This window comes from Paraburkholderia bonniea, assembly GCF_009455625.1.
Classification (GTDB): domain Bacteria; phylum Pseudomonadota; class Gammaproteobacteria; order Burkholderiales; family Burkholderiaceae; genus Paraburkholderia; species Paraburkholderia bonniea.
Map to the genome: position 1 here is coordinate 766443 of NZ_QPEQ01000001.1, position 21014 is coordinate 787456.

Consider the following 21014-nt stretch of genomic DNA (forward strand, 5'->3'; position numbering starts at 1 on the left):
TTCCTGTCAGTGAACGATAGCGGCCGCAGCCGGGGTTTCGCTGTGTGCTAGCACGAGCTCGCCGCGTAGCGAATGCGGGTACGCCAGGTTGATCTTGACGTCGACCATCTGGCCGGTAAGCCGTGCATGCGCGGCGAGAGGCGCGGGGAAATTCACCACACGGTTGTTTTCGGTGCGCCCTGCCAGCTCGGATGGATCTTTGCGCGAAGGCCCTTCCACCAGGATGCGTTCGACCTTGCCCACCATCGACTGGCTGATGCGCACGACGTTTTCTTCGATCGTGGCTTGCAGATGCTGCAGGCGCTTGAGCTTGACTTCGTATGGCGTGTCGTCGGGCAGGCTGGCGGCGGGAGTGCCGGGGCGCGGGCTGAAGATGAACGAGAAGCTGGTGTCGTAGCTCATCTCGTGAATCAGCGCCATGGTGCGCTCGAAGTCATCGGCGGTTTCACCCGGGAAGCCGACGATCATGTCGGTGGAGAGTGCCAGATCAGGCCGGATTGCTCGCAGGCGGCGAATTACGGATTTGTATTCGAGCACCGTGTAGCCGCGCTTCATCGCCATCAGGATGCGGTCCGAGCCGTGCTGCACGGGCAGATGCAAATGGCTCACCAGCTTGGGCACTCTGGCGTAGGTGTCGATCAGGCGCTGGGTGAATTCTTTCGGATGGGAGGTGACGTAGCGAATGCGCTCGATACCAGGAATCTCCGCCACGTATTCGATCAGGGTAGAGAAATCAGCGATCTCGCTGGAGCCGCTGGTGAGCGGGCCAAGATAGGCATTGACGTTTTGTCCGAGCAGCGTGACTTCGCGTACGCCCTGATCAGCGAGACCCGCGACTTCGGTTAGCACGTCGTCTAGTGGACGGGAGACTTCCTCGCCGCGCGTGTATGGCACCACGCAGTAGCTGCAGTACTTGCTGCAGCCTTCCATGATCGAGACGAAGGCGCTGGGGCCTTCGACGCGGGCAGGCGGCAGGTGATCGAATTTTTCGATTTCAGGAAACGAGATATCGACTTGCGGGCGGCCGCTGGCGCGGCGCTGGTCGATCATTTGCGGCAGACGGTGCAGCGTTTGCGGACCAAACACCAGATCCACATAAGGTGCCCGGGCGACGATCGCCGCACCTTCCTGGCTGGCGACACAGCCACCGACGCCGATCAGCAGATGCGGTTTGGCCACTTTGAGCTCGCGCACCCGGCCGAGATCGGAGAATACTTTTTCCTGGGCTTTTTCCCGCACTGAGCAGGTATTGAAGAGGATGACATCCGCGTCTTCCGGCGTGTCGGTCTGGATCAGGCCTTCTGCTGCACCGAGTACGTCGACCATTTTGTCGGAGTCGTATTCGTTCATCTGGCAGCCGAAGGTTTTTACATAGACTTTTTTCTGGGTCATAGGGGTCGCCGTTCGCAGTGGTTGACCTGGGGGCGTGGTTCAACGGGTGAAGGAAGCACGGGCCGGAGGGCCCGGATTGCGGGATTGCTGTTGTGCCTGATGGCAGGGTTTTTAGTGCGTGTTTCGGGGCGTTGCCAGGGTGTTGCCGGATGCTGCATGAGCCCGCTGCGGGCTTTGTGCTTTTGGCTTTGCCGGCGTGGTGCCGTTGCTGTTGCCATTGCCATGGCCGCTGCAGTTGCCACGGTAGCCTGGCGCTGTTGCCAAATCCGCTGTTGCTAACGTGGTTGCCAAATCAAATCCTATAGCCCGCGCTGCCGTAGCTCGCGGCATCGCCTGGTGCGTTGCGGGCCATCGCCGCGCCGCCCGCCGCCGCTTGCACATAACCGCGCATTATAGCCCTTCGACAAGGCCGTGGCGTGGGCTGACAACTGGCTGAAGGCGGGCTGAAGGCGGCCTGAAGCTGCGGTTTGATACGGTGTTTGCGGCACTGCTAGCGTCTTTTACACACAGATGGAATAACGATGTGCCGGTGAGTTAGCCGGGGGCGGCTTTGGGTGATGCGGTTTTTTCTTGCCTGCCGGTTTGGTCTTGTATGCCGCGTGTGATGCAGCGCAGCGCGATCAGGCTGGCCAGGGTAAGCTGCCGCAGCCGGTGTTGCCGGTAATCAGTACGTCTTCAGGGCGGGGTGAAATTCCCCACCGGCGGTAGGCAAAATAGCGCGTTGCGCTGCTTTGCGAGCCCGCGAGCGCCTGCAGCCAAACCGCCGCCAGTCAACTGACGGCAGCCTGGCAGCCGGTTAGCAGATCTGGTTCGATGCCAGAGCCGACGGTCATAGTCCGGATGAAAGAAGATGTGCAGAGGCCGAACCCGCTTTCAGCCATGCCGCGCGGCAACGCGTGGCATGAGTGCGCCATTGGACGCGCTGGCTGGAGCAGGTGAGGCCTGTCTGCAATGCCCTGAAACGTTTTTCGCCACACTTTTGCGATGAGCGTTTCATTTATGTCGATTCAAACGATTCAACCTTCTGCAGTTTCTCTGGCTATGCCGTCTGGCGCTGTTGCCGCTGACGCGTTTGCTGATCTCCCCTTGCTGGCGACTGAACCTGTTCCACCGCGCATTGCAGCGGCGCTTGAGGCGTTGCGCGCAGGCCGTGCGGTGGTGTTGCAAGACGATCACGACCGCGAAAACGAAGCGGATCTGATCGTGGCCGCCGAGCATTTGAGCGTGGCGACGATGGCGCTGCTGATTCGTGAATGCAGCGGCATCGTGTGCCTGTGCCTGCCGGAGCAGCAGATCCGCGCGCTGGAGTTGCCACCGATGGTCGCGCACAACGAAAGCCGTCATGGCACCGCGTTCACGGTGTCGATTGAAGCGCGCGACGGGGTGACGACGGGCGTATCGGCCGCCGACCGGGTGACGACGATCCGCGCGGCGATTGCCACTGATGCACGCCCGGCCGATATCGTGCGGCCAGGCCACGTGTTTCCGCTGCGTGCGGTGCCTGGCGGCGTGCTGGCGCGGCGCGGCCACACCGAAGGCACGGTGGATCTGGCGATTCTGGCTGGGCTTAAGCCAGCGGGCGTGCTGTGCGAATTGATGAATGCCGATGGCACGATGACGCGTGGTGCACAGGTTGAGCAGTTTGCGCAGCAGCACCAACTGCCGATGCTGACGATCGCTGAACTAGTGGCGTTTCGTCAGGCTTTGGCGGCAGCCCGGGCGCGCCAGGCGGAGGTGCTGGCGGAGACGGTTGGGGTGGCTGAGGAGGTTGAGGGGGTTTAAACGGAAGCGGTGGCGGTGTGGGGGCTTGGGCCGGAGGTGTTTTGCCAGATTCTGGCAATGGCTTAGGACTGCACGCCGCCGAATTCCCCGCGCATGCCAGCCGCGACTAGCGCAGGCAGCGTGTCCATCCGGTCGATGATGCGGGTGATGCCCAGCTTGCGTAAAACCTCCGTATAGCCCTCAGGAATATGGCTTGCGCCGACAAAAGCGATGGTTTGCATCCCCGCTGCCCGCGCCGCACTCAGGCCGGACAGGCTGTCCTCCACCACCAGGCACCGCGCCGCTGCAACGCCCAGTTGCTGAGCGGCGAACAGATAGACATCTGGATGAGGCTTGGGCCGTGCCACCTGTGCGGCGCTGAAAATCCGTCCAGCAAAAATCTCGCTGAGCCCGGCGCGCTGCACGGAGGTCAGTACTCGCGCCATCTCGCTGTTCGACACTACGGCGGCGGGCAGCGGGATTTGCAACAAGGCCTCACGCACACCATGAATCGGACTGAGCGAGGTGGCTAGCGCCTCGGCGACACGGCGCTCGATGGTGTCGAGAAAATCAGCGGGCAAGGTGAGATTGAAACTGGCTTCGAGCTTTTTGAGGAAGCTTGAGGTTTGCTGACCGAACGCGGTTTTAACTGCTGGCGCGAAATCGTGGCCCGGAAAAAGCGTGGAAAGCGTGTCGAGCAGCACGTGGTCCGCGATGATTTCGCTATCGACCAGCACGCCGTCGCAGTCGCAAATGAGGTGATCGAGCATAGGCGGTAAAGGGTATCTGGTATCTGGGCTTGGAGGCGTGGTGTGCGGCGTTGCTGCGCGTGGACGGATGGACATGATACGGGCGTTGTTCTGGTTACTGTTTTTGCTTTGGTGTGGCTGTTTGGGTGGCGGGCTGGGGAGATTGGGTTAGTAAGCCCGGTAGATGCGGTAGATGCGGTAGATACGGTAGATACGGTAGATACGGTAGATACGGCAAACCCAGCAGACCCAGCAGACCCAGCAGACCCAGCAGACCCAGCAGACCCAGCAAACCCAGCAAACCCAGCAAACCCAGCAAACCCAGCAAACCCAGCAAACCCAGCAAACCCAGCAAACCCAGCAAACCCAGCAAACCCAGCCCGCGCTGACACAAACAGGCGCGCCGCGCTGCTCAGTTCTGGTCTGCCCACGCCATCGTGGCGCGAATCGCGCGGTGCCAGCCAGCGAGGCAGGTTTGAACTTCATCCGGCGGCAGCATTGGCACAAAACGCTGCTGCAGCTTCCACTGGCTTTGCAGCACGCCGATATCAGGCCAGTAACCGACAGCCAGGCCCGCCAGATAAGCCGCGCCGAGCGCGGTGGTTTCGCTGGTCTGCGGCCGCACAGCCGCGACGCCCAGCAGATCGGCCTGAAACTGCATCAGCAGATCGTTGCTGCATGCACCGCCATCAACACGTAATTCGTCAATCCGAATCCCTGAATCGGCTTCCATCGCCTTCAGCACATCGACGGACTGGTAGGCAATGGCGTCAAGCGCCGCGCGGGCGATATGCGCTGCAGTGGTTCCGCGCGTCACGCCGAAGAGGGAGCCGCGGGCATGCGCGTTCCAGTGCGGCGCGCCGAGCCCGGCAAACGCTGGCACCAGATACACGCCGTCGCTATGCGGCACGCTGCGTGCGAGTGCCTCGATTTCGGCAGCCTGGCGCACGATGCCCAAGCCATCGCGCAGCCATTGCACCACTGCGCCGCCAATGAAAATGCTGCCCTCCAGCGCGTACTGGGTTTCGCCGCCTATTTGCCAGGCGATGGTGGTGATGAGGTGGTTGTGCGATTCGATGGGCTGGTTGCCCGTGTTCATCATCAGAAAGCAGCCCGTGCCGTAGGTGTTTTTCACCATGCCTGGGCGCGTGCACATCTGGCCAAACAATGCCGCGTGCTGGTCTCCAGCGATGCCGGCGAGCGGAATCTGCGCTGCGAAGAGCGTGGTGCTGGTCGTCCCATACACCTCCGATGACGAGCGCACTTCGGGCAGCATGCTGCGCGGAATATCGAATAACGCCAGCAAGTCGTCGTCCCATTGCCGCGTGTGGATATTGAACAGCATCGTGCGGGAGGCGTTGGTGACATCGGTGATGTGCAACCCGTGCTGGGTGAGATTCCATGCCAGCCAGCTATCAACCGTGCCAAAGGCCAGCCGCCCCTGACGGGCCTTGTCGCGCGCGCCTTCTACGTGCTCCAGGATCCAGCGGATTTTGCTGGCGGAAAAATACGCGTCGATGGGCAGCCCGGTTTTGCTGCGCACCATGGGCTCCAGGCCCTGCGCTTTGAGCTCGTCGCAGAACCCGGCGGTGCGGCGGTCTTGCCAGACGATCGCGTTATAGAGCGGCTGGCCGGTGGCACGGTCCCAGACGATGGTGGTCTCACGCTGGTTAGTGATACCGATTGCAGCAATGGCTGAGCCGTTGAGTCCGGTGTGCGTGACGGCTTCGGCGGCGACCCCTGCCTGGGTAGACCAGATCTCGTGCGGATCATGCTCGACCCAGCCAGGGCGAGGATAGATCTGCTGAAATTCTTTTTGCGCCTGCGAAACAGCATTGCCGCGCGCGTCGAACAGAATGGCGCGAGAGCTGGTGGTGCCCTGATCGAGCGCGAGGATGTATTGCTCTGGCATGAGGGTGGCTTCCGTGTGCGAGTGGCGGCGGGTGTGGCGTGAAGTGTGACGCAATGGCTTGGGATTTTACGGAGTGGCGGATCCGTGGATCGACGTTGATGGTGTGCTGGTTAGTCTTAAATCCGGTAGTTGGCAGGTTGATGAACTGGCCGATGTGTTGACCGACGCGTTGACCGATGAGCTGGCCGGTTGAAATACGAAGACGAACAGGCACGCCTGGAACCCGTGCGCGGGTTGTTGTTGCTGCCATGTAACTGGCGCTGGCTAACGCATTGGGTCACGTTGTTGCTCGCTCGCAAACCACGCATCCAGTTTTTGCGTGAGCTTTTCCAGCGACTTCAGCCCATCCAGTGCTTCAGCCGCTAGCGGTAAGCCGAGCTTCGAGCGCCGCCATAGCACGTCTTGCGCACAGCGAGCCCATTCGGTATCGCGCAAATAGCGTAGCTCTGCCTCATAAAGCCCCGGTGCAAAACCCCGCCCGAGCCCAGCCAGTGAATCTGCTCCAGCAAGAATCCGTGCCGCTCTTGTGCCATAAGCGTGCGCATAGCGGCGCGCGAGATCAGCAGGCAGCCACGGGAACTGCTGCTGAAACTGCGCGGCGAAACCTTCGAAGTCTGCCTGCGCGATATCGCCCCCGGGTAGGGGCGCATTGGCGGTCCAGGCTGGCGCGGGGCGTTTGAGCACATGGCAGAGCTGATCAAGCGCTTCTTCCGCGAGCTTGCGGTAGGTCGTGATTTTTCCACCGAACACCGAGAGCAACGGGGCCAGCGGGGCGGCTCCGGGTGGCGCATCGAGTTCGAGTGAATAGTCGCGGGTCAGGGCGGATGGGTTGGCGGCGCTTTCTGCTGCGAGCAGCGGGCGTACGCCTGCATAGCTCCAGCGCACGTCGGCCGGGGTCACCGGATGTTTGAAATAGCGGCTGACGGCTGCGCACAGGTAACGGGTTTCGTCATCCGTGATGCTCACCTGGCCCGGGTCACCCTGATAGTCGAGATCGGTGGTGCCGATCAGGGTGTAGTGGCGCTGGTATGGAATGGCGAACACGATTCGTTTGTCCGGGTTCTGCAAGATGTAGGCATGGTCGTGCTCGAACAGCCGTCGCGTGACGATATGGCTGCCCTTCACCAGCCGCACGCCGTGATGCGCAGTGCGTCCCAGCGTGGCTTGCAATGTGCTGACCCACGGGCCTGCTGCATTGACCAGGGCAGTGGCATGGACCTCGAACGAGGTGCCGTCGGCCCGTTGCAACTGCGCCTGCCAGACACCTTTAGTGCGTGTGGCATTGATCAGTTGCGTGCGGGTGAGCACCATCGCACCACGCTCATGCGCATCAAGCGCATTGAGCACAACGAGGCGCGCATCGTCGACCCAACCATCGGTATAGACAAACCCGCGCCGAATCGATTCCTCAAGTGGCACGCCAGCCGGATGAAGCCGCAAATCAATCCCGTGCGACCCCGGTAGCCGTTCGCGGTGGGCCAGATGGTCATACAGAAACAGCCCCGCGCGAATCAGCCAGGCTGGGCGCAGCCCGGGCATATGCGGCATCACGAAATGCAGCGGCCGGATGATGTGCGGTGCGGCGCGCAGCAAGATTTCGCGCTCCTTCAGCGCTTTGCGCACCAGGTTGAATTCGCCGTATTCCAGATAGCGCAAGCCGCCGTGAATCAGCTTGGTGCTGGCCGATGAGGTGTGGGAGGCCAGATCATGCTGCTCGCACAGCAGCACCGATAGCCCGCGCCCTGCAGCATCACGGGCAATGCCTGCACCGTTGATGCCGCCGCCCACCACGAGCAGATCGTACCTGGCGTGTGATTCCACTGAGAGATCCTTGTTAAGCCGAATGCATGCCGCAGCGAGCCGGAAAATTTGTGATCCCGAACTTTAGTAATCGGACCCGGAAAAGTAAAGTTGGCCGATTGGCCTAGACCGTTTGGCTAATGGCGTAATCCGGAGCAACGGACGATACTGGGCGTCGTTCGTCATTTCGAGGTGTGTGATGCGGGGATTGTGGATAGCTGGAGCAACAGTTTTGCTGGCGGGTTGTGTTGGCACGCCAAGCCTGAACGGGACCATCGGCGCGCCCGCGTTCGCCGAGCTGCAGCAAAGCTGCGGGGCGGTGCCCACGGTTGATTACGGCGCGAGTGCGCAGTCGGTGTACAGCACGTTGTTCGATGCGAACGTCGCGCGGCGGCGTGGCCGGATTTCGCAGGAAGAGTACTGCACGTTCCAGACGTCACTGGCGCAGCACTACGCGGCGGCTGCGGCTAGTGGCACGCTTCAGGCGCAGAACGACTGGGCGGCATATTTTTTGACACAGCGGGTGCAGGCGTTGAGCTGGCGCGCAGCAGTTGATCCCACGTTGCGTGGCGGCTAATGGGCGTTGGCAGTGGAATGCAGGCAGGAGGGGGAAGGAGCGGCCAGCGTTAGTCACTGCAGCCACTGCCGGGGGCCGCACCGCGCGGCAGTACTGCGCGGGTGCGGCAGGGCAGGTGCTCTCAGGTTCCTGTTTCAGGCGAGTTCATGCGGCAAGTGCATACGAGCGTTTAACCTTCAAATCCGTTTCAGCAGCGGTCGATGCGGTGTGGCGGTAATGCCGTGCGACGGTGATGAGGCCCGGCAGTTAGTTCAGGAAAAACCAGTTCAGGAAAATCGCTTGATGGCACGCAGCGCGGAATTGCCGATTTCGGTCACGCTCCATTGCTGCCGTCCCGAAGCGAGGTTTTCAAGCCGCACGAGTTGCCGTTCAAGGAGTGCATCTAGTTCAGTTCGTTCCATATCAACTTGGCTCGGAGCATCTTTCACAAGCAACAACGTGGCGAATTCATGCGGACTTAGCATTGTCTTTCTCCATGTCAAACGTACCCGGGCTACCTTGAGCGCCAATCGGTAAAACGACAGATGCCTCAAGTGGCCAGGTGATGCGAGAGGTCGGGCGGCAGATTGCCTGCGCGTAGCAACAAACCGTACAAACAGCGGTACAGGTAACGCTACAGGCGGGCCCGAAAGGGCGTCAGGGAACTGGAGTGTAGTCAAGCCTGGGGTGAATACCAAACTGCCCGCGAAAATTTTCCGGTTGACATCCGCTAGCTGGGGCGGCGGGTTATGCGAGCGGCCAGATTCTTGATTTCACTCGAACTTCCAGGTGCGTCGCAGCATTGTGTGGCAGGCATTGGGGTCGGTTCGGGCGGGGTTGGCGGGTGGGTGCCAGTTAACTTGCGATAACGGTGTAGCAAGTTTCGCCTGGCCAACTGGCTGGCTGATATCGCGGTAGATGGTTGGCGGCGTGCTGTCGACGCGAGCGGTAAGCGGTTCATCGGTGACAAATTCATCACGTGGCTCTCGGTTGGTTCTCGGTTCGAGCGGTGCCTGATGGCCTGGGATGAGGCAGAGAGTGAAGAGCAGGCGCGGGTTTTTCGCATCATGCGTCCAGGATGGTGCCGCGCTGGTGCCCGATGCGGCAGGGGGCCACAGCAAGAGACACAGCAATTGGGGCCCGGTCAGTAGCACCGTAAAACCTCAAGACACGCTTTACAGGAGCGTCCGGCATGACTCAGTTTTTTGACTGGCAGACCCCTTATTCCACGACGCGTTTGCCAGTGTTCGCGCGCAATCTTGTGTCGACTTCGCATCCTCTTGCGGCCCAGGCGGGTCTGAGGATGCTGTGGCAGGGCGGCAATGCGGTCGATGCGGCACTGGCCGCTGCGGCTACGTTGACGGTGGTGGAGCCGGTGTCATGCGGCCTGGGCGGCGACGCTTTCGCGCTGGTGTGGGACGGCGCGAAGCTGCATGGGCTGAACGCGTCAGGCGTGGCACCCGCTGCATGGAACCTGGACTACTTCAGGCGGCGTTACGGCGAATTGAACGGCATCGCGCAGCAGCCAGAGCGTGGCTGGGACACGGTAACGGTGCCTGGCGTTATCGCTGGCTGGGAAGCGCTGCATCAAAGGTTCGGCTCGTTGCCGTTTGCCGACTTGATGGCCCCGGCCATCGAACTGGCTGAACGGGGCCATGCTGTGGCAAGCATCGTGGCGCGTAAATGGGCGGCGGCCGTGCCTGCGCTCAGGAACCAGCCCGGTTTTGCCGAAGCTTTCATGCCGTATGGCCGAGCGCCCAATGTCAGTGAGCGGGTCTGCCTGCCGGGGCATGCCGCCACGCTGCGCCTGCTGGCCCAGCAAGGCCCACGAGCGTTCTACGAAGGCGAGAGCGCGGCACGCATGGCCGCCTTCGCACACGAAGGCCAAGGTGCGCTAACGCTGGAGGATCTGCGTGACTATCGCGCGACGTGGGTTGAGCCGGTTAGTCAGGACTATCGCGGCTATACCGTGCATGAGCTGCCGCCGAACGGCCAGGGCATCGCGGCGTTAATCGCGTTAGGTTTGCTGGAACAGTTCGACATGGCGGCTCTCGCGTGCGATAGCGCCGCGTCACAACATCTGCAGATCGAAGCGATGAAGCTCGCTTTTGCCGATGTGTATCGCTATGTCGCCGATCCGCGCGCAATGGAAGTAACACCGGAGCAGATGCTTGATCCGGCCTATCTTGCTGCGCGAGCAAAACGGATTGATCCGTGCCGCGCAAGCCCGGTTGAATCCGGTATGCCAAAGGCTGGCGGCACGATTTATCTGGCCGCTGCCGATGAGCGCGGCATGATGGTCAGCTTTATCCAGTCGAACTACATGGGTTTTGGTTCAGGCGTCGTGGTGCCACATACCGGCATCGCGCTGCAAAACCGGGGTTGCGGTTTTTCGTTCGATCCTCGTTCGCCGAATTGCGTTGAGGGTGGCAAGCGGCCATTTCATACGATCATCCCGGCCTTCGTTACGCAGCACGTCGAGGGCCGCCAGCAGGCGGTCATGAGCTTTGGCGTGATGGGTGGGGACATGCAGCCGCAAGGGCATCTGCAATCCATCGTCCGGATGCTCGACTATGGCCAGCAGCCCCAGGCCGCATGTGATGCACCGCGCTGGAAGGTCCAGCGCAATTTCACGCTGGCGCTCGAAGCCACGTTTGATACCAGCACGGCTAGCGCGCTCAGGCAAATGGGCCACTGCATCGCGTCGTTTGACGATCCGTATATGGATTTCGGCTCCGGCCAGTACATCTGGCGGCTTGATCCGCGTGACCCTGAGCGTGGCTACGTGGCTGCCAGCGATAGCCGCCGCGATGGTTTGGCGGCTGGTTTCTAAGTGGGCGCAATGCTCCACGATAGCGCGCCCGGCAGGGTTCTGGAAGCATTCGCCTAACCCGTGCTGGAACTGTCGCTGGCCCGGTGTAGTCTGTCTCTTTTTTGCTCCCGTTTGCTGAACACCAGCTAAGATGAAGAATCGCGGGTCAACCATATTTCAATGAACTGGTTTTGACACGGTAGGGAGCCGGACCGATGCATAGACGGTTCAGGCATGCACCGTGGATCAATCGAGTTCCGGGAGCGCGACTAATGCAGACAGAGCCGTTGCACATCATGCCGTGGCGGATAGAAGAGATTGACTTGAACCGTATCGACCGGCAGCGCGCCGTTGCCAATGAAGACCTGTTGCTGCTGTTGTGCGCGGCTTCGTTTATAGAGAGCGGATCGGATCTTTACACCAGCAACCTGAGCATTTTTTTCAACGGTGACCCTGAGGTGTCGACATGGCTCAACACCGAATGGGAGCCGGAAGAACTGCAGCATGGCCGTGCGCTGAAGGCCTATATCGCACATGTCTGGCCGGAGTTCGACTGGGATGGCGCATTCGAGCGGTTTTTTGCTGAATATTCCCAAACCTGTTCCTTCGAAGATTTCGAAAAAACGCGCGCACTGGAACTCGTCGCGCGCTGCGTGGTTGAAACCGGTACCGCCACGCTGTACCGCGCGATTGGCGAGTCGTCCGATGACCCGGTACTCAAGGAAATCACCGACAACATCCGCAGCGACGAAGTACGCCATTACAAACACTTCCTCAAATATTTCCGCAAGTACAACGAGATCGAAGGCAATGGCCGGCTGGCGGTGCTAGGTGCGCTGCTGCGCCGGGTCAAGGAGATTCGCAATGAAGACTCCGAAATTGCGCTGCGCCATGTGCTGGCCGTGCGCTACCCCGAACATGCGGACGATCTGGCTTATAACCGGGCCCGGACGGCCAGGGTGAACGCGTTGGTGCGGCGCAATCTGTCGGCTGATATGTGCGTGAAGATGCTGCTCAAGCCGCTTGATCTGCCCGCCAAGATTCAGCCTGGCGTGCATTACCCGCTGACCAAAATTACCCAGCATGTCTTTTTCCGCTAGCCGCCTGCATCAGTACCAGCGTCAGTACAAACACAGCCAGTTATCGCTAGCTGCCGCTGTGGGGAAGCCCGGTGCTGCTTGCGGCCAGCGGCAGGGTGCTTAAATGTCTGCCGTTTCAGCTTCTTCAGCGCAAGGCCTGACGGTGCAGCGTTTTCAGTGCTGGCCGCCGGGCTTGCTGCAATTGTTTGATGGCACTGGGCTTGCCGCGAAGGCTGGGTTGAGCGTTGCGCTGGTGAGCACGGCGGAGTCAGGCGAATTACGCACTGTGTTACTGGGGATGGGCGAGCTTTATGCGCCTGATGCGCGCACGCTATGCGTGGCGCTGTGGCCGCAGTCACGCGCGGCCACAGCGCTGCGCAGCACGGGGCGGGCAGCGTTGACCTGGGTGTTCGAGGGCGCGTTTTACCAGGTTCAGTTGCGCTTTGCTGCATTGCCGGAGAGTGAGACCAATGCTCAGCCGCTGGCGGCGTTTGCCGGGGTGATTGAGGCGGGTGAGTCACAGCGCGTGGGCTACGCCAGGTTGAAGCATGGCATCGGCTTCGAGCTGGAGGCGAGTGAGAGGGGCGGCGTGCTTGAACGCTGGGAGCTGCAGATCAGGCAACTCAGGCAACAGTTTGCGGCTGCGGCTAATGTTGCTAGTAGTGGTGACTGCAACACCAACGACGGCACCACGTGAGTGAAGTGAAACAGCTCTCCCGCTAGCAGTCATGTGACCGAAAGAAGCCGCAAGAAGATGGTTAACACCATGCAGCGCGATACGCCCTAGATGTATTGCAGAAGTTTTATACGCAGTAGTAAAAAACGCGAACCTTTCACAAGGCTCGCGTTTTTTTCAGCGTGTTCAAACTGGAAAGACTGTCATCAACGTCCGCGGTTGCCACCGCGTCCGGGTGTCCGGCCGCCTCCTGGCAGCGCGCCTGGGGACTTGCGTGACGTGCCTCCTGCCGCGCCGTTGTCATGGGTTGCCGGGCCAGGCTTGCCGTGATGCCGAGTGGTTTCGTGCCGTGGGTTGTCCTGGCGAACTTGAGCAGGAGCTTTAGCTGGTCGCGGTGCAGCGGATTTCACCGGTTGCGCACCTGGGCGCTGGCCCGAACGTGGCGCAGCGTTGCCACCACCACCTTGCCCCTGACGCGGTTGACGACCACCGCCGCCACCGCCGCCACCCTGGCCACGGCGCAGGATGGGTTCAGGCTTGGCATTCGGATCTGGCTCAAAGCCCGCGATGACTTCTTGTGGCACCGGGCGTTTGATTAACCGTTCGATGTCCTTAAGCAGTTGCAGCTCATCGACGCACACCAGCGATACCGCTTCGCCCGTTGCCCCTGCACGGCCTGTGCGGCCGATCCGGTGCACATAGTCTTCCGGCACATTCGGCAAATCGAAGTTGACCACGTGCGGCAACTGGTCGATGTCGATTCCGCGCGCGGCGATATCGGTGGCCACTAGCACTTGCAGCGTGCCGTCCTTGAACTCAGCCAGCGCTCGTGTGCGGGCCGACTGGCTCTTGTTGCCGTGAATCGCCAGCGCTGTGATGCCGTCCTTCGCCAGTTGCTCCGCCAGACGGTTTGCGCCGTGCTTGGTGCGGGTGAACACCAGTACCTGGAACCACTTGTGCTGCTGGATCAGGTGCGTCAGCAATTCGCGTTTGCGGTCGCGGTCGACGGGGTGAATTTTTTGCGCGACGGTTTCAGCGGTGGTGTTGCGGCGAGCGACTTCGATCAGCGCGGGTGAGTCGAGCAGATTGTCGGCGAGCGTTTTGATTTCGTCGGAGAACGTGGCCGAAAACAGCAGGTTTTGCCGCTTGGGTGGGAGCTTGGCCAGCACGCGCTTGATGTCGTGAATGAAGCCCATGTCGAGCATGCGGTCGGCTTCGTCGAGCACCAGAATTTCGAGTTGTGACAGATCAATGGTTTTTTGCTGCATGTGATCTAGCAGGCGGCCTGGCGTGGCCACGACAATATCGACGCCTCGCCGTAGCGCGTCGATCTGCGGATTGATGCCAACGCCGCCGAACATCACGGTCGATTTCAGCTTCAGATATTTGCCGTAGAGCCGCACGCTTTCTTCCACCTGGGCGGCAAGTTCACGCGTGGGCGTGAGGATCAGCGCGCGCACGGGGCGTTTGCCCGATGCGGTGGTGGGCGCGGCCCCGGTGGTCAAGCGTTGCAGGATGGGCAGCGTGAAGCCAGCGGTCTTGCCTGTGCCGGTTTGCGCGCCAGCAAGCAGATCGCCGCCGTTGAGCACGGCCGGAATGGCTTGGGTCTGGATGGGGGTAGGGATGGTGTAGCCGAGCTCATGAACAGCCCGGACCAAGGGTTCGGACAAGCCGAGGGAATCAAAAGACATAAAACACTCTTTGCATTGCAAGTATGGCGACCGGCTCACCTGCCACCGTGAGGCGCGCTTCGTGGGCTGGTGCCCTTGAGCTGGTCGTGGAGAAATCGGCGGCACACGCGGAAAGTGTGAGTGTGCCGAATGCTTCAACGTGAAGTGCAGACACGTTGACTGACGTTAAGTTGCATTTTTGCCGCTATTGGCCTTGTGGCCGCGAGATAGAAGTGATGCGGCTGAAGTTACGCGACATAGCGCACTACGCTAACGAACTGGCACACGCTGCCAGCTAGTACGAACAGGTGCCAGATGCCATGTCCGTGGCGAATACGCTCGTCATTGACGAAAAACCAGATGCCTGCGGTATAGCTCACGCCACCGGCGACAAGCCACGCGATGCCAGCCGCAGGCAGCGCTTCGAGCAGTGGGCCGACGGCGACCAGCGCGAGCCAGCCCATCAGCACGTACAGCACCATCGAGACGCTGCGTGTGCGCCGGCCGAGCGTGAGCTCCTGCACGATGCCAGACAGCGCCAGCCCCCAGCTCACGCCAAACAGCGACCAGCCCCACGGCCCACGTAGCGTAATCAGCGTAAACGGGGTGTAGCTGCCAGCGATCAACAGATAAATCGCCGAATGATCGCACTTCTGAAGAATTGCCTTGAGGCGGGGGTGGCGTGCGCTGTGATAAAGCGTCGAGACAGCATACAGCACGAACAGCATGGCACCGTAGACCGCGAAACTGACGACCTTGTACGCGTCACCTTGCCGTGCGCCTAGCGTAACAAGCGTAGCGAGCCCGGCGAGCGATAGCAGCGCACCAGCCAGATGGGTCATGCAGTTGAAGCGTTCACCGGTTGGCACAGCTTCTCCTGAAGAGCGGCAAGAATGGCAAGAGCGGCCGCTGTGGCCGCGCATTCAAGGTGGCGATGGCCATGGCCACTACACCACGACAGCCGCAATGCGGCAGGCGGGCTACAGCGTTTGGCAAAAAAGCTCAGCCAAAAACGAAGGGCGCGGCCGCGGTTTCCCGCAGGCCGCGCCCTTGCTGGTTCCGCGCGGGTTAATCGAGCGGAGCCGAACGCAGGTCGTTCACCTGTTGCGGCGACACGGCGGTGCCATGGTTGCCCCATGTCATCCGGATGTACGTCACGACAGCGGCGACTTCCTGGTTGGACAGCGATTGCGCGAACGGTGGCATGCCATACGGCTTTGGATTGCCACCGGTGCTTGGCGGATAGCCGCCATTCAGCACCATGCGGATCGGATTGACCGCCGACGGCATCTGGATCGACTGGTTGTTCGCCAGCGGCGGGAAGTGCGGCGGCTGGCCCAGGCCATTCGCTTCGTGACACTTCGCGCACTGGTCCGCATAGATCTTCTTGCCTTGCTTGAGCAGCTCGCCACCGAACTGCGGTGAGGTTTCGAGTTGCAGATGCTCAGGCGCTTCGCTCTTTTGCGGAATGGTTTTCAGGTACGTGGACATTGCATGAATGTCGGCGTCGGTCATGTACTGCAAGCTGTTGTGCACGACTTCCGCCATCGGGCCGAACACCGCGCCACGTTGCGACACACCGGTTTTCAGCAGATCGGAAACATCTTTGATGTCCCAGTCGCCAATGCCGGCTTCGGCGTTCGAGGTGAGCGAAGGTGCGTACCAGTTTTGCAGGGGAATCAGGCCACCGGCAAACGCCGATGAATTGATCGGGCCGCCCATCGCGTTGATCGACGTGTGGCACATGCCGCAGTGGCCAAGCCCTTCAACCAGATACGCGCCACGGTTCCATTCAACAGATTTGGATGGATCGGGCTTGTATTCGCCTTCACGGAAAAACAGCGTGCGCCAGCCGATCAGCAGGTTGCGGTTGTTGAACGGGAATTTCAGTTCGTGCGGGCGGCTGGCTTCGTTGACTGGCGGAACTGAGCGCAGGTAGGCGTAGATCGCGTCGGAATCCGCGCGGGTGACCTTGGTGTAGCTTGTGAACGGGAAGCCAGGATACAGCAGGCTGCCGTCTTTCGAGCGGCCAGTGTGCATCGCGCGATAAAAATCGTCTGAGGTCCACTTGCCAAGGCCGTATTGATCGTCAGGGGTGATGTTCGGCGTGAACATCGTGCCGAATGGCGTTGCCATCGGCAGGCCGCCAGCGAACTGCTTGCCGCCGCGGACCGTGTGGCAGGCAATGCAGTCGCCCGCGCGGGCAAGGTATTCACCTTGCTTGATGAGCGCGGCTTGATCGGCAGGGGTGGCGGCAACGGCTGCGCCGTGGCCCAGGTTATCGCCGCCTGACCACAGGACGGGGACGAGCGCGGCGGCTGCAACAACGATGACAGCCGAAAGAGCGAACAGGGTCTTGCGTTTCATGTGTGGGTTTCTCCCGAAGCCTTATTGCGGTTCGCTGCCGCAGGCAAGCGGAGTCTTCAGCGAGCGGGCCGGAGCTGGCACGGGGTTGGACGGGGCGGGCTGTTGCGCCAGCCAGGAAGCTGCGGCGTTGACATCTTCATCGCTCAAACGTGTGGCGATGGTGTGCATGCAGTCAGGCTGCACGGCGTGCCGGGTACCCGAGCGCCAGGCACCAAGCTGCGCGCTGATGTAGTCAGCATGCAGGCCGACGAGGCCGGGGATCGCGGGCTCCATGCCCGTCAGCGCTTTGCCGTGGCAGGCGATACAGGCGGGAATCTGTTTGCTGGCGTCACCTTGCAGCACGATTTGCTTGCCGCGCGCGAGCGTCGTGGCCGATACGGTCGGCTTCGATGGCGGTGGATAAGGCGGGCGCTGCTGGGAGAAGTAGGTGGCGATCTGATGAAGGTAGTCGTCGGAGAGATACGTGACGAGATAGTTCATCGGAGGGTATTTGCGACGGCCTTCACGGAAGTTGACCAGCTGGTTGTACAGGTAGTCAGCTGGCTTGCCAGCGAGGCGTGGAAAGTAGTCGTTATCGGTACCCTGGCCGTGTGTGCCATGACACGAGGTGCAGCCCTGGACACGGGCTTCCATCGTATCGGGTGCTTTAGGCTGGGTTTGCGCTTTCGCAGCGCTATAGACGCCTGTGATGCCAAGCAGCAAAAGGGCAAGCAGCGGGCGGAAAATGCGTCTTGAAGACACGCGTAACTCCATCAAAATCGGGGACCTGACCGAGCTTCGAGCGGCTCGGTGTTGAAGGCAGCCGGTGCGGCGGCGACCGGGCATTCTATCATCGAAGCGTAATGACGACTATTTGCCCCACGCTAACAAGACTTCTGCCACTTTCTGTTTGTTTTCTTCTTGCGTGCTCCTGGCTGATGGGCCGGATGGGCTCAATGCCCCAAATGTTCCGGCAGCTTTGGCCTTCGCGGCGGCCTAAGCAAATAGATAGCAAATAGATAGCGCGTAAAGCGGCTTTGCGCCGCGCCGCACATCGCCAGCCTAGGTCAGCGCGGCCGTTGTGCGGTCCACGCGAAGGGACGAAGCCAGGCGGTTGCAGCGTACACTCGCGGCTGCGCCGTGGTGCCTGGCGTCGTTTGACTTCCGCTGCGGTTCTTTCAACTCTCTTCTCTTCAACTCGATCTCCATGAAGCCATTCAACTTTTCCTGCCCGTCGCGCTTTGCGCTGGCCGTGGGTGCTGCGCTGTGTGTCGTGACGTCGGTGGCCTTGGCGCATGCCAAGCCGCTGGTACGTGATCCCGCTCCTGATGCTGAGGTGAGTGCGCCCAGCCAGGTGACGATCCAGTTCAGCGAGCCGCTCGAAGCGGCATTCAGCAAGATCACGCTTTCTGACGCCACCGGCAAGGCGGCGGCAACGGGCGCGTCGCACATCGATGCTGCTGATAAAAAGACGCTGCATCTGGCGCTTCAGCCGCTTGCGCCTGGCCGTTACACGGTGCGCTGGATTGCGGTTGCCGTGGATGGCCATCGCACCCAGGGCGACTACGGCTTCATCGTCAAATGAGGCTGGACGGATTGTGGTTCGGCCAGGTCGCCATGGCCGCGCTGATGGACGTCGCGTTTGCCTTCGCCTTCGGTTCGGCCGTGCTGGGCGCGTGGCTGGCGAGCGATGCGCGGCTAACTGTCGCACCAGGCCGCTTGGCCTGGCAGCGGTCGCAGCGTTCGCTGCTGGCGGCGGTGGTCGTGTTGCTGCTGGCAGACCTCGGCTGGCTGCTGTATCAGTCGGCGCAGATGGGCGGCGTGCGTTTGCCTGCGGCGTTTGCGCTGGTGCCGACGGTGTTGCTGCAAACCAGTGTTGGTTACGCGTGGAGTGTTGCTTTCGGCGGTGCGCTGCTTTTGCTGCTGAGTGCACTGGTAGGGCCTGAGGGACGTGCGCGTTATTTGTTGCTGGCTTTGGGCGTGCTGTTCGTGGCGGCGGGCAAAGCTTCGATGGGGCACGCTGCCGATGGCGGTGTGCTGTCGGCGGGGCTTGGTTTGCACGTGCTGCATGTGGTGGCAACCAGCTTGTGGGGTGGGCTGGTGCTGGCGGCGGGATGTGCTGTGCTGCCCGCGCTGGGTGCGTCGGTCGCGCGCGGAGTGCTGATTCGCACGGCGCTCAAGGTGTCGAATGTGTCGCTGATCGCGCTGGTGTTTGTGCTGGTGAGCGGCGTGTTCAATGTGGAGCGTGGCGCGGGTGCTTCGCTCGAAGCGATTCAGTCCAGCATCTGGGGCCATGTGCTGTTGCTCAAGCTCGCGCTGGTTGCGCTGGCGCTGGTGTTCGGCGGGCTGAACCGGTTTCTTGCCTTGCCGCGTTTGCGTCGCACCGCATCCACCATGGATGCACATACCTTCGTCAATGTGCTCTACCTCGAAGCGCTCACGATGATCGGTATTTTCATCATCGCAGCGGCGTTGTCGCATAGCGCGCCGCCCTTGACCTCGATGGGTTGAGCGAGCTTTGCATTTGCGCTGGAGCGTAAAAAAGCGCCGCACAGGGGGCTGTGCGGCGCGAACCTACGGGCACACCGGCGGGGGACCGGCTCCCGTTCGACCCGTCGCAGTACCGGGTCATTCATAGCCCAGCCGGTGGCTCAGGATGGGCGCACAGAATAGCGCGATCGCGCATCCGGCCATGCGTCCTTCGAATTCCGCCGAAGCAGCGTGCGCACGGTAGTGATTCACCAGCAGATCCAGTAGCGGTGGCAAGCAGTACAGCGCCGCCGTGGCGATCAAACATTTTTCGACGGTTGAGATGTGCCAGCCGCGCTCGCAAGCGAGCGCCGCGCTGAGCACGCGCAGCACGCCAAAGACCACCAGCGCGCCGACAGCGGCTTGTTCGCGGATCAGATAGTCGGGCAGATATTCGGTCATCGCGGTTTCCTCATGCGGATTGCGGATTGCGGATTGCAGATCGTTGGCATGCCCACTCTTTCAGCAAGGATTGGGCCAGCATGGTTTCCGAATGTGATGAGGTGCCGCTTGAGCCTTGTCGGGCAGGGGCGCGGGCGGTTTTGTGGGGTGCGCTGAATGACGCCGCTTGCGTCTGAAACGTTACGTAACTGAAACGCCACTGTGGCGCGCTGACGTAACGCGTTCTGTTTGCGTGCGGTGGTTGTTTTTCAGTTGTCTTCAGAGCGGGTTTTCGTCACGCATGATGCGCGCGCGAAAATTCGTCGATCAGCACGCCGAATCATCTCGTTGCAGCGAAAGATAAAAATCGCTGGAAGGCTTTTTGCACGGCCTTCTGTTGAGTCGTAACGCATATTTTTATGAGGCTATTTTCAGGATGCGAGGCGCATTCCCAGCCATAAAATACGCGCCCCATCGAAGTCTCGTCGGGACTCAATACAAGGAAACGAAAATGAAAATGACAGGGCGTATTTTTACCGCCGTGGTAGTGGTCGGCTCACTGGTTTTGTCTGGTTGTACCAACATGAGTTCGGGTAGCGTTTATTCGTCGTCGCAAGCTCAGCGCGAAGAAACGGTCCGCACTGGCACGGTCGAAAGCGTGCGGGTGGTGAAGCTCAGCTCGAACGATGGCCATAGCAGCGGCCTTGGTCTGATTGGCGGCGGCGCGCTGGGTGCTGTGGCGGGTAGCGCATTGGGTGGCGGGCGCGGCAAGATTCTGACAACCATCGCCGGTGGCCTGGCTGGCGCAGTGGCAGGACGTGCAGTCGAAAACCGTGCGTCAGTCAGCAATGGCCTGGAAATCGTCGTGCGCCTGGATAACGGCGAAACGCGCGCGGTTACGCAGGCAGCAGACGAAGCGTTCTCTGCGGGTGACCGGGTTCGCCTGCTCTCCAGCGGCGGCACGACTCGTGTCACTCACTAAGTACCGGTGCCAGGCCGCGGCAGTGTTCTGTTGCGGCCGGCAACACCGAAGCAGGAGAAGTTTGTTTGAACCTCGATCGTGTAGTTAAGCCGTCTCGCGCCCGCCAACTGGCTGGGCTCGCGGCATTGTGCGTCACGCTGTCTGGCTTGTCCGGCTGCGGTGTGCTCGCAGCACCTTGCCGCGTGGCGTCGGCGGGTTTAAAGATCGTGCCGGTGGTGGGCCATGTCGCCGCGCTGCCGACCGATGCCTGTGCCGATGTGATTGATCCTTAAGCGCAGGCCGTCAGGCCGTATTAGAAGGCTGTGGAAGCACACTGGCCGCTGGCATTTTTGAATGCCAGCGGCCAGTTTTTTGGTGCCCGAGGTTTGC

Annotated in this window: 21 protein-coding genes and 1 riboswitch; of the genes, 9 read left to right on the forward strand and 12 right to left on the reverse strand. The window is 61.1% G+C overall.

Going from position 1 to position 21014, the window contains the following annotated elements; translation table 11 throughout:
- Positions 1–6 precede the first annotated feature (6 nt).
- Positions 7–1392, reverse strand: a complete 1386-nt coding sequence (gene miaB / locus GH656_RS03385) for a tRNA (N6-isopentenyl adenosine(37)-C2)-methylthiotransferase MiaB (RefSeq protein ID WP_153074582.1) — start codon at positions 1390–1392, stop codon at positions 7–9.
- A gap of 667 nt (positions 1393–2059) precedes the next feature.
- Positions 2060–2248: riboswitch (FMN riboswitch) on the forward strand.
- A gap of 185 nt (positions 2249–2433) precedes the next feature.
- On the opposite strand from miaB, the gene ribB reads away from it, so the two are divergent.
- Complete coding sequence (gene ribB, locus GH656_RS03390) at positions 2434–3174, forward strand: 3,4-dihydroxy-2-butanone-4-phosphate synthase (RefSeq protein WP_153076537.1); 741 nt, start codon at positions 2434–2436, stop codon at positions 3172–3174.
- A gap of 62 nt (positions 3175–3236) precedes the next feature.
- Here ribB and GH656_RS03395 read toward each other — a convergent pair whose 3' ends face one another.
- From GH656_RS03395 to glpD, 4 genes are all read right to left on the reverse strand, one after another.
- Entirely contained in the window at positions 3237–3923 is a 687-nt protein-coding gene (locus GH656_RS03395) for an HAD family hydrolase (protein WP_153074583.1), read from the reverse strand.
- A gap of 94 nt (positions 3924–4017) precedes the next feature.
- On the reverse strand, positions 4018–4296 hold the full coding sequence (locus tag GH656_RS17865; protein WP_217352213.1) for a hypothetical protein: 279 nt from the start codon (positions 4294–4296) through the stop codon (positions 4018–4020).
- An 18-nt stretch (positions 4297–4314) separates the two neighbouring features.
- Complete coding sequence (gene glpK / locus GH656_RS03405) at positions 4315–5814, reverse strand: glycerol kinase GlpK (protein WP_153074584.1); 1500 nt, start codon at positions 5812–5814, stop codon at positions 4315–4317.
- Positions 5815–6078: 264 nt separating this feature from the next.
- On the reverse strand, positions 6079–7635 hold the full coding sequence (glpD, locus tag GH656_RS03410; protein ID WP_153074585.1) for a glycerol-3-phosphate dehydrogenase: 1557 nt from the start codon (positions 7633–7635) through the stop codon (positions 6079–6081).
- A gap of 178 nt (positions 7636–7813) precedes the next feature.
- Between glpD and GH656_RS03415 the strand changes: the two genes are divergently transcribed.
- Complete coding sequence (locus GH656_RS03415; protein ID WP_153074586.1) at positions 7814–8191, forward strand: hypothetical protein; 378 nt, start codon at positions 7814–7816, stop codon at positions 8189–8191.
- 266 nt (positions 8192–8457) lie between these two features.
- Here GH656_RS03415 and GH656_RS03420 read toward each other — a convergent pair whose 3' ends face one another.
- Positions 8458–8655, reverse strand: a complete 198-nt coding sequence (locus GH656_RS03420; RefSeq protein ID WP_153074587.1) for a hypothetical protein — start codon at positions 8653–8655, stop codon at positions 8458–8460.
- A 288-nt stretch (positions 8656–8943) separates the two neighbouring features.
- Positions 8944–9291: a hypothetical protein gene (locus tag GH656_RS03425; protein WP_153074588.1), complete on the reverse strand. Its 348-nt coding sequence runs from the start codon at positions 9289–9291 to the stop codon at positions 8944–8946.
- Between the two features lie 71 nt (positions 9292–9362).
- Between GH656_RS03425 and GH656_RS03430 the strand changes: the two genes are divergently transcribed.
- From GH656_RS03430 to GH656_RS03440, 3 genes are all read left to right on the forward strand, one after another.
- Complete coding sequence (locus GH656_RS03430) at positions 9363–11003, forward strand: gamma-glutamyltransferase family protein (protein ID WP_153074589.1); 1641 nt, start codon at positions 9363–9365, stop codon at positions 11001–11003.
- 251 nt (positions 11004–11254) lie between these two features.
- Complete coding sequence (locus tag GH656_RS03435; protein ID WP_153074590.1) at positions 11255–12082, forward strand: ferritin-like domain-containing protein; 828 nt, start codon at positions 11255–11257, stop codon at positions 12080–12082.
- 103 nt (positions 12083–12185) lie between these two features.
- A complete protein-coding gene (locus tag GH656_RS03440) occupies positions 12186–12758 on the forward strand; it encodes a hypothetical protein (RefSeq protein ID WP_153074591.1) in 573 nt (190 codons plus the stop codon).
- A 185-nt stretch (positions 12759–12943) separates the two neighbouring features.
- On the opposite strand, the gene GH656_RS03445 is transcribed toward GH656_RS03440, so the two are convergent.
- The 4 genes from GH656_RS03445 to GH656_RS03460 all read right to left on the reverse strand — a co-directional run bounded on the left by GH656_RS03445 (position 12944) and on the right by GH656_RS03460 (position 17527).
- Positions 12944–14428: a DEAD/DEAH box helicase gene (locus tag GH656_RS03445; RefSeq protein ID WP_246184194.1), complete on the reverse strand. Its 1485-nt coding sequence runs from the start codon at positions 14426–14428 to the stop codon at positions 12944–12946.
- A 227-nt stretch (positions 14429–14655) separates the two neighbouring features.
- Complete coding sequence (trhA, locus tag GH656_RS03450) at positions 14656–15276, reverse strand: PAQR family membrane homeostasis protein TrhA (RefSeq protein ID WP_174769682.1); 621 nt, start codon at positions 15274–15276, stop codon at positions 14656–14658.
- 199 nt (positions 15277–15475) lie between these two features.
- On the reverse strand, positions 15476–16774 hold the full coding sequence (locus GH656_RS03455; RefSeq protein ID WP_153074593.1) for a cytochrome c: 1299 nt from the start codon (positions 16772–16774) through the stop codon (positions 15476–15478).
- A gap of 21 nt (positions 16775–16795) precedes the next feature.
- Entirely contained in the window at positions 16796–17527 is a 732-nt protein-coding gene (locus tag GH656_RS03460) for a c-type cytochrome (RefSeq protein WP_153076538.1), read from the reverse strand.
- 433 nt (positions 17528–17960) lie between these two features.
- Between GH656_RS03460 and copC the strand changes: the two genes are divergently transcribed.
- Positions 17961–18338: a copper homeostasis periplasmic binding protein CopC gene (gene copC, locus GH656_RS03465; protein WP_153074594.1), complete on the forward strand. Its 378-nt coding sequence runs from the start codon at positions 17961–17963 to the stop codon at positions 18336–18338.
- Complete coding sequence (locus tag GH656_RS03470) at positions 18335–19264, forward strand: CopD family protein (RefSeq protein ID WP_153074595.1); 930 nt, start codon at positions 18335–18337, stop codon at positions 19262–19264. The genes copC and GH656_RS03470 overlap by 4 nt, the downstream gene beginning before the upstream one ends.
- A 117-nt stretch (positions 19265–19381) precedes the next feature.
- On the opposite strand, the gene GH656_RS03475 is transcribed toward GH656_RS03470, so the two are convergent.
- Positions 19382–19684: a hypothetical protein gene (locus tag GH656_RS03475; protein WP_153074596.1), complete on the reverse strand. Its 303-nt coding sequence runs from the start codon at positions 19682–19684 to the stop codon at positions 19382–19384.
- A gap of 490 nt (positions 19685–20174) precedes the next feature.
- Here GH656_RS03475 and GH656_RS03480 point away from each other — a divergent pair, with 490 nt between their 5' ends.
- Complete coding sequence (locus tag GH656_RS03480) at positions 20175–20645, forward strand: outer membrane lipoprotein (protein WP_153074597.1); 471 nt, start codon at positions 20175–20177, stop codon at positions 20643–20645.
- A 107-nt stretch (positions 20646–20752) separates the two neighbouring features.
- Positions 20753–20917, forward strand: a complete 165-nt coding sequence (locus GH656_RS03485; protein ID WP_343039016.1) for a DUF6726 family protein — start codon at positions 20753–20755, stop codon at positions 20915–20917.
- Positions 20918–21014 lie beyond the last annotated feature (97 nt).

Excerpts from the sequence above, each read along its gene's own strand:
- miaB (WP_153074582.1), bottom strand. The coding sequence starts at position 1,392 with ATGACCCAGAAAAAAGTCTATGTAAAAACCTTCGGCTGCCAGATGAAC.
- ribB (WP_153076537.1), top strand. The coding sequence starts at position 2,434 with ATGCCGTCTGGCGCTGTTGCCGCTGACGCGTTTGCTGATCTCCCCTTG.
- GH656_RS03395 (WP_153074583.1), bottom strand. The coding sequence starts at position 3,923 with ATGCTCGATCACCTCATTTGCGACTGCGACGGCGTGCTGGTCGATAGC.
- glpK (WP_153074584.1), bottom strand. The coding sequence starts at position 5,814 with ATGCCAGAGCAATACATCCTCGCGCTCGATCAGGGCACCACCAGCTCT.
- GH656_RS03415 (WP_153074586.1), top strand. The coding sequence starts at position 7,814 with ATGCGGGGATTGTGGATAGCTGGAGCAACAGTTTTGCTGGCGGGTTGT.
- GH656_RS03420 (WP_153074587.1), bottom strand. The coding sequence starts at position 8,655 with ATGCTAAGTCCGCATGAATTCGCCACGTTGTTGCTTGTGAAAGATGCT.
- GH656_RS03430 (WP_153074589.1), top strand. The coding sequence starts at position 9,363 with ATGACTCAGTTTTTTGACTGGCAGACCCCTTATTCCACGACGCGTTTG.
- GH656_RS03435 (WP_153074590.1), top strand. The coding sequence starts at position 11,255 with ATGCAGACAGAGCCGTTGCACATCATGCCGTGGCGGATAGAAGAGATT.
- GH656_RS03440 (WP_153074591.1), top strand. The coding sequence starts at position 12,186 with ATGTCTGCCGTTTCAGCTTCTTCAGCGCAAGGCCTGACGGTGCAGCGT.
- GH656_RS03445 (WP_246184194.1), bottom strand. The coding sequence starts at position 14,428 with ATGTCTTTTGATTCCCTCGGCTTGTCCGAACCCTTGGTCCGGGCTGTT.
- GH656_RS03455 (WP_153074593.1), bottom strand. The coding sequence starts at position 16,774 with ATGAAACGCAAGACCCTGTTCGCTCTTTCGGCTGTCATCGTTGTTGCA.
- GH656_RS03460 (WP_153076538.1), bottom strand. The coding sequence starts at position 17,527 with ATGGAGTTACGCGTGTCTTCAAGACGCATTTTCCGCCCGCTGCTTGCC.
- copC (WP_153074594.1), top strand. The coding sequence starts at position 17,961 with ATGAAGCCATTCAACTTTTCCTGCCCGTCGCGCTTTGCGCTGGCCGTG.
- GH656_RS03470 (WP_153074595.1), top strand. The coding sequence starts at position 18,335 with ATGAGGCTGGACGGATTGTGGTTCGGCCAGGTCGCCATGGCCGCGCTG.
- GH656_RS03475 (WP_153074596.1), bottom strand. The coding sequence starts at position 19,684 with ATGACCGAATATCTGCCCGACTATCTGATCCGCGAACAAGCCGCTGTC.
- GH656_RS03480 (WP_153074597.1), top strand. The coding sequence starts at position 20,175 with ATGAAAATGACAGGGCGTATTTTTACCGCCGTGGTAGTGGTCGGCTCA.